We start from the raw sequence: 1405 nt of genomic DNA on the forward strand, positions 1-1405 counted from the left end.
TCAATTTGGAAACCGTAGCCCCATAAGGTATATAAACCTTCAGGTAAGTCGGCAAAGTGTGGCTGTGCAGGAACCACGATGGATAAATGCCAACCCGACTCATACCAAGTCATGAGTGCGCCTGTGCCTGGTTCATTGCCTGTATAGTCAATAATACGTTTAAGTAGCACGTCATCTTTCATGGTCAGAGTGAAAGACTCCCACTTATGTTCATCGACATTGCCATAAAAAGTCATTGGACGGCCAAAGTCTGGGGCTTTTTGTGCCAGCGTTTCCCAAAGCGTCCAGCCATGATCTTCTCGATGACGAATAAGGGCAGGCACGTCATGATTACCGCCATAACGTGAGTCTGCTGTAATAGAGCCTAAAGTGAAAATAGCTAAATCATTGGCTTTCAGATTAATTTGCTCTGAGCCTTCAGGCAATTGTACATATAGGCGTGAAGCGTAGCGTTCTTGAGTTTCAGCATTGGTAATGAAGTCTGCATCTGTGACATAGTGTCCAAAACGCACATCGACGCCTTGTGCGACTAACCAACGCTGTAGGGGCAGAATCATCGAGTCATATTGGTTGTACTTGGTACGTTTCACACCCGCTAAGGTATGAATGCGTGGCAATTCTTGAATAAAACGCAAGAAATAGCGTCTTAACTCTGCTGCACTGTGCCATTTTTGAAAAGCGAAAGTCGTGCGCCACATGCGCCAGAAATTGGTTTCAAAAAAGGTTTCATCAAAAAACTCATCAATGCGGCGACTGCCAATTTTTTCTTCTTTTGAAGCTAATAGGCGCAGCATCTGTGCACGATGTAGCGTATTCAGACCAAGCTTTGCTGCATCCGCAATGACATGTTCGGCATCAATCAACCGTGCATTGGCGTGGGTTTTCACTTTTTCATTAAACTCACGACATTCTTCACGCACCGAAATGTCTGGATTTTCCAAAGATGGAATACTGGAAAATAAGTCCCATAGGCACAAATAAGTTTCATCGGTCAGCATTCGCCCACCACGTGTTACCCAAGCTTGCGCGGCATGCGGTGTATGTCCACCATCCATCGAACCACCTGAAATATCGAGTTCTTCTAAAATATGGATATTTTTGGCAGGGACTTTGGCATCACGGATTGCAAATGCAGCAGCAGCCATACCTGCGATACCACCACCAATAATCCAAAGATGGGACTGTTGCGCGTCTAATGGGGTGCGCTTCTTATTTTGCATGGTTCACCTTTAATTATGATGTTAAAAATTATGAAGTAAAAAAATTGGTTTAGAAAAACCTTAAAAATAGTATGTCTTTTTATATATGAAAAATGTATGAAATGGGAAGCAATCCCCTCATTATATTTTGTAATCAAAAATAGACGTATGATGGCTATTTTTAATACACATTTGTCTTTTTATTA

The 1405-nt window shown here is 42.4% G+C and carries 1 protein-coding gene; it reads right to left on the minus strand.

Features of this window, described 5'->3' with window-relative positions; all coding sequences use genetic code 11:
- Positions 1 to 1220 (minus strand): oleate hydratase (locus tag FTV03_RS17720; protein WP_180042416.1); only part of this gene is annotated, 1220 nt, incomplete at its 3' end.
- Positions 1221 to 1405: the final 185 nt, after the last annotated feature.

Origin of the sequence: Acinetobacter sp. YH12218, from assembly GCF_013417925.1 — a bacterium.
GTDB classification, from domain to species: Bacteria; Pseudomonadota; Gammaproteobacteria; order Pseudomonadales; family Moraxellaceae; genus Acinetobacter; species Acinetobacter amyesii.